Origin of the sequence: Kitasatospora putterlickiae (assembly GCF_039527695.1) — a bacterium.
GTDB classification, from domain to species: domain Bacteria; phylum Actinomycetota; class Actinomycetes; order Streptomycetales; family Streptomycetaceae; genus Kitasatospora; species Kitasatospora putterlickiae.
In genome coordinates, this window is record NZ_BAAAKJ010000105.1 from 56,662 (window position 1) to 62,444 (window position 5,783).

Below are 5,783 nucleotides of genomic sequence, written 5' to 3' on the forward strand. Positions count from 1 at the left end.
GGCACCACCCGGCCCGGCCCGCTCGGCCGGGGGCTTGAGGCAAGAACAGGAGGGGGGACACAGATGCGCGTCACCCTGCTCACCGAGGGGACGTACCCGCACCAGCACGGTGGGGTCAGTGTCTGGTGCGACCAGCTCGTGCAAGGCATGCCGGACGTCGACTTCGACATCATCGCCGTCACCGGCACCGGCCACGAACCACTGGCCTGGGAGCTGCCCGCCAACGTGCGGTCGGTCACCACCGCCCCGCTGTGGGGCCCGGCCTCGGAGGCGAAGGCGCCGCGCGGCAAGGAGATGCGCCGCTTCCTCAACGCCTACGAACGGTTCCTGCACTCCCTCCTGGACCCGGTGTACACCACCCACTTCGGCACCGAGCTGTACGGCTTCGCCGACCTCGCCCAGCGCGGGCTGCTCAGCCCGGCGCTGCGCAGCGAGCGCGCCCTGCGCACCCTCCAGCACGTCTGGACCCGCGACTACCTCTCCACGGCGGTCTCCCGGCCCACCATGCACGACGCGCTGAACGCCACCGACCTGCTGGAGCACGCGCTGCGCCCGCTGTCGGTCGAGCCGCCGCGCGACGGAGTGGCGCACGCCGCGAGCGGCGGTCTGGCGACCCTTCCGGGGCTGATAGCCGCTCAGCAGTTCGGCGTACCGTTTCTCCTCACCGAGCACGGCATCTACCTGCGCGAGCGCTACCTCGGCTACCGCACCGGCCCCTACCGCTGGCCGGTCAAGGCGCTGCTGCTCGGCTTCTACCGGATGCTCGCCGAGGAGAGCTACCGGCGGGCCGCGCTGGTCACCCCCGGCAACCGGTACAACCGGCGCTGGGAGGAGCGCGGCGGCACCCCCTCCGCGCACATCCGCACCGTCTACAACGGCGTCGACCCGGCCGCCTTCCCGCCCGCCGGGCCGGAGCCCGAGACCCCGACGCTCAGCTGGGCCGGCCGGGTCGACCCGATCAAGGACCTGGAGACGCTGATCCGCGCGTTCGCGATCGTGCGGCGCGAGATACCCGACGCCCGGCTGCGGCTGTTCGGCGGCACCCCCAAGGGCGGCGAGGCCTACCGCGAGGCGTGCGAGGCCCTGGCCGCCGAACTCGGCACTGGTGACTCGGTGGTCTTCGAGGGGCGGGTCGCCGACATCACCGACGCCTACGCGGCCGGGAACGTGGTGATGCTGTCCTCGATCAGCGAGGGCTTCCCGTTCACCCTGATCGAGGCGATGTCCTGCGGGCGCGCCACCGTCTCGACCGACGTCGGCGGCGTGCGCGAGGCGGTCGGCGACACCGGCCTGGTCGTGCCGCCGCGCGAACCCGAACCGATGGCGGCGGCCGCGATCGAGCTGCTGCGCGACCCGGAGCGCCGGGCCCGGCTCGGCGAGCAGGCCCGGCTGCGGGTGATCGAGCAGTTCACGCTCCGCCAGAACATCGACGGCTTCCGCGGCATCTACACCGAGCTGCTGGGCACCTCCCGCTGGCTGCCCGAGGGCGTCGTCGACGTCACCGACGGACCGCCGGACCCGGACTGGGAGCGGCCGACCGAGCTTGAGCGCAGCGAGGTGGGCGCATGAACGAGCACAGCGAGCTCATCATCGACAGGCGCGCGTCCCGCGAAGCGGCCGCCGAGCGCAGCGAGGTGGGCGCATGAGTGGGCCTTTGCGTCTGGTGCCGAACGAGGCCGACGAGACCGTCCAGCTGCGGGTCCTGCCGCTGAAGCGGCGCCGCCCGACGCTGCCCGCGCAGCGCCCCGGGCCGCAGACGGACCAGCTCGACCTGTCCCCCGACCCGCTGGACGAACTCGCCGAGCGGCTGCGGGACATCTGCGCCGACGCCGTCCACCCCTACGAGATCGCGGCCTTCCTGGAGTCCGACGGCCTCTCCGACGAACAGGCCGGCCTGCTGTACGGCCGCCCCGACGCGTTCACCGTCGCCGAGGAGCTGTTCGAACGGGTCGAGCGCCGCTACCCCGGGCCGAGCGCCGAGTTCGCCAACCCCTGGCGGGCCGACCCCTGGCGGTGCGTCGTGCGCGGCCTGGTGTTCGCCCTGCCCGGCCTCGGCTACCTGCTGGGCGCCAACCTGTTCGCCGCCGACCGGATGCGCTTCGGTCTGCCCTCGGGCATGCTCGCGCTGTCCGTCGCGACCCTGGTCAGCTGGTCGTGGAACCAGGCGCTGGCGCACCGCTCGTACGCCTGGCTCGGCCGCGGCCGGCGGCGGTCGGCGGCGACCTGCCTGGCGATCGGGGCGCCGCTGGGCGCGCTGACCGCGGCCACCGCCGGGTACGTGGTCGGCGGGCCGCTGGGGGCGCTCTGCTTCGCCGCCGGGCAGTCCGGCTACCTGGCGGCGGCCACCGTGCTGCTGGTGCTCGGGCGGGAGAAGTTCCTGCTGCTGGCGCTGGCGCCGTCGGCCGTCGGCGCGGGCGTGGTGCTCGCCGTCGACGTGCCGCAGGCCGTCCGCACCTCGGTGCTGCTGGCCTCGCTCGGCCTGGCCGTCGGGCTCGCCGCCCGGGAACTGCTGCGCTGCCGGCGCGCCGAGGCGGAGCCCGTCCCGCTGCGGCTGCCGCTGCACAAGGAGCTCCCGCACCTGCTGTTCGGGCTCGCGGTCGGCACCCTGACCCTGATCGCCGGTCTCGGGGTGACGGTCCACCAGGCGGTGCGCACCGGCAGCGCCGAGGGCGCCTCGGCCAGCCCGACCGGGCCGGCCATGATCGCCCTGACGCTGAGCCTCGGCCTCGCCGAGTGGCTGCTCTTCCGCTACCGGGCGATGGCCGTGGCCGCGCTGCGCACCAGCCACACCCCGGTCGAGTTCGCCCGCCGCACCGGCGGTGTGCTGCTCGGCTGCCTCTTCATCTACCTCACCACCGTGGCCGCCCTCGACGCCGCCGCCACCGTGCTCTGGCCCGGCGCCCCCGCGCTGGGCGTCCCCGAGCTCGGCGCGCTGCTGCTGCTCGGCGGCTCGCTCTGGCTGGCGCTGCTGCTGAACGCCTTCGGGCTCAGCTGGAGCACCGCCCTCATCTGTCTGGCAGCCGCGGGCGCCGAGTGCGCCGGGCTGCTGACCGGTGTGGACCCGACCGTCCTGCAGCTGATCGGCTGCGGGGCCGCGGCCGCCGTCCTCACCGCCACCGCCGGGCCCGTGCTCGGCCGCACCACCAGGCACCGCTGACACCGGCACCGCCGGACAGCTGAACAGCGCACCACGGATCCGGCACCACGGATCCGGCACGACGGAACCGGCACCACCCGTACCGGCCCGACCGGGTCACCACACCGTCGCACCACCCGGCCGGGCCCGTACGACCGTCCCCAGAAGACACAGGAAGCGATTCACCATGAGCAGCGTCGCCGTCACCGGAGCCGAGGGATTCATCGGCTCCCACCTCGTCGAGACCCTGGTCGCCGACGGCCACCAGGTCCGCGCGATGGTCCAGTACAACTCGTTCTCGTCGTTCGGATGGCTGGAGACCCTCCCCAGGGAGGTGCTGGACTCCGTCGAGGTCATCCTCGGCGACGTCCGTGACCCCGGCTCCGTCAACGGCCTGGTCAAGGGCACCGAGGCGGTCTACCACCTGGCCGCCCTGATCGCGATCCCGTACTCCTACCGGGCTCCGCACTCGTACGTGGACACCAACGTCACCGGCACCCTGAACGTCCTGGAGGCGGTGCGTCACCTGGAGATCCCCCGCCTGGTGCACACCTCGACCAGCGAGACCTACGGCACCGCGCAGACCGTGCCGATCACCGAGGACCACCCGATCAACACCCAGTCCCCGTACGCCGCCTCCAAGGCCGGCGGGGACCGGCTGGCCGACAGCTACCACGCCAGCTTCGAGACCCCGGTGGTCACCCTGCGCCCGTTCAACACCTACGGACCGCGCCAGTCGATGCGCGCCGTCATCCCGACCGTGATCGCCCAGCTCGCCGCCGGCGAGACCGAGATCACCCTCGGGGACCTGCGCCCGACCCGCGACTTCATGTTCGTCAAGGACACCGCGCTGGCCTTCCGCACGGTCGGCACCGCCCCCGCCGAGACCGTGGTCGGCCGGACCTTCAACGCCGGCACCGGCGGCGAGATCTCGGTCGGCGACCTGGTCTCCCTGGTCGGCAAGCTGATGGGCGTGGACGTCACCGTCAAGGAGGACGAGCAGCGCATCCGCCCGGCCAACTCCGAGGTCATGCGCCTGGTCGCGGACGCCACCCGGCTGCGCACCGCCACCGGCTGGGCCCCGGCGTTCTCGCTGGAGGAGGGGCTGGAGCAGACCATCGAGTTCTTCCGCGACCCGGCCAACCTGGCCCGCTACAAGACCGACATCTACAACGTCTGACCCGGCTCCGCCTTCCGTCCGCTCCCGGCACCGAAGGCCCCTGTCGCTCCGACTTTTCGTGGGGGAACCACCATGCACGCAGTGATCCTGGCCGGCGGAAAGGGCGTACGCCTGCGCCCGTACACCACCGCGCTTCCCAAGCCACTCGTCCCGATCGGCGACCAGCACGCGATCCTGGAGATCGTGATGCGCCAGCTCGCCGCCGCGGGCTTCCAGACCGTCACCCTGGCCATCGGCCACCTCGGCCACATCATCCGCGCCTACGTCGGCAACGGCTCCCAGTGGGGGCTGCGGGTCGGCTACGCGGTCGAGGACAGCCCGCTCGGCACCCTCGGCCCGCTGCTCACCATGCAGGACCGGCTGCCCGACGACTTCCTGGTGATGAACGGCGACATCCTCACCGACCTGGACTTCGCCGGGGTGCTCAAGCACCACGAGGCGTCCGGGGCCCCGCTCACCATCGCGACCTACGCCCGCCAGGTGAAGATCGACTTCGGCGTGCTGACCGCCGAGGCCGGGTCCATCACCGGCTTCCAGGAGAAGCCGAGCATCGACTACCGGGTCTCGATGGGCGTCTACGGCGTCTCCCGCGCCGCGCTCGCCAGGTACACCCCGGGTCTGCCGCTCGGCTTCGACGAGCTGGTGCTGGACCTGCTGGCCGCGCAGACGCCGCCGTCCGCCTACGAGTTCGACGGCTACTGGCTGGACATCGGCCGTCCGGACGACTACGACCGGGCCAACGCCGAGTTCTCGCTCAACCGCTCGCTGCTGCTTCCGGGCGAGCCGGCCGCCCCGGCCGCCGGCGAGGGCCTGTACGCCGTGCCGAACGGCCAGGGGCTGCCGATCCCCGCCGCCAGAACCGCCCCCGAGGCCGCCGACGGGCAGGCCCCGGCCGCACCGGCCGCCGTCCCGGCGGGCCCCGGGAACGACGGGCGGGCCGCGTGAGGATCCTGCTGCTCGGCGCCGACGGCTTCCTCGGCGGTCATGCCGCCGCCGCCCTGCGGGCGCTGCCCGGCGCCACCGTGCTGACCGCCGGGCGGCGGCCCGACCACGACCTGCGGATCGACCTGGCCACCGCCCAGGCCGGCCCGCTCGGCGAGGAGTTGGCCGCGCTGGCCCCGGACGCGGTGGTGAACCTCGCCGGCGCGGTCGCCGGCAGCGCCGTCACGCTCGCCGAGGTCAACGCCCGCGGCCCGGCCGTGCTCTGCGAGGCGCTCGGCCAGGGCGCCCCGACGGCCCGGCTGGTGCACATCGGCTCGGCCGGCGAGTACGGCGTCTGCGCCCCCGGCGACTCGCTCGCCGAGGACGCCGACGCCCGCCCGGTCGGCGTCTACGGCGCCACCAAGCTGGCCGGCTCGCTCGCGGTGGCCGGCTCGCCGCTGGACGCGGTGGTGCTGCGGGTGTTCAACCCGGTCGGCCCCGGCGCACCGGCCGGCGCGCTGCCCGGCCGGCTCGCCGCCGAGCTGC

Annotated in this window: 4 protein-coding genes and 1 pseudogene; all 5 read left to right on the top strand. The window is 73.9% G+C overall.

Going from position 1 to position 5,783, the window contains the following annotated elements:
• The first annotated feature begins 63 nt into the window (after positions 1-63).
• Positions 64-1,569 (top strand): GT4 family glycosyltransferase PelF, encoded by a 1,506-nt coding sequence (gene pelF / locus ABD308_RS11225; RefSeq protein WP_344331815.1) that lies wholly within the window; start codon positions 64-66, stop codon positions 1,567-1,569.
• 73 nt (positions 1,570-1,642) lie between these two features.
• Entirely contained in the window at positions 1,643-3,157 is a 1,515-nt protein-coding gene (locus ABD308_RS11230; protein WP_344331816.1) for a hypothetical protein, read from the top strand.
• Between the two features lie 166 nt (positions 3,158-3,323).
• Positions 3,324-4,316, top strand: coding sequence for an SDR family NAD(P)-dependent oxidoreductase (locus ABD308_RS11235; protein ID WP_344331818.1), 993 nt, complete (start codon positions 3,324-3,326; stop codon positions 4,314-4,316).
• Positions 4,317-4,388: 72 nt separating this feature from the next.
• A pseudogene (locus ABD308_RS11240) lies at positions 4,389-5,096 on the top strand (nucleotidyltransferase family protein); the annotation flags it as partial.
• A 161-nt stretch (positions 5,097-5,257) separates the two neighbouring features.
• Positions 5,258-5,783, top strand: a 526-nt coding sequence (locus tag ABD308_RS11245) for an NAD-dependent epimerase/dehydratase family protein (protein ID WP_344331819.1), incomplete at its 3' end; no start/stop codon positions are given.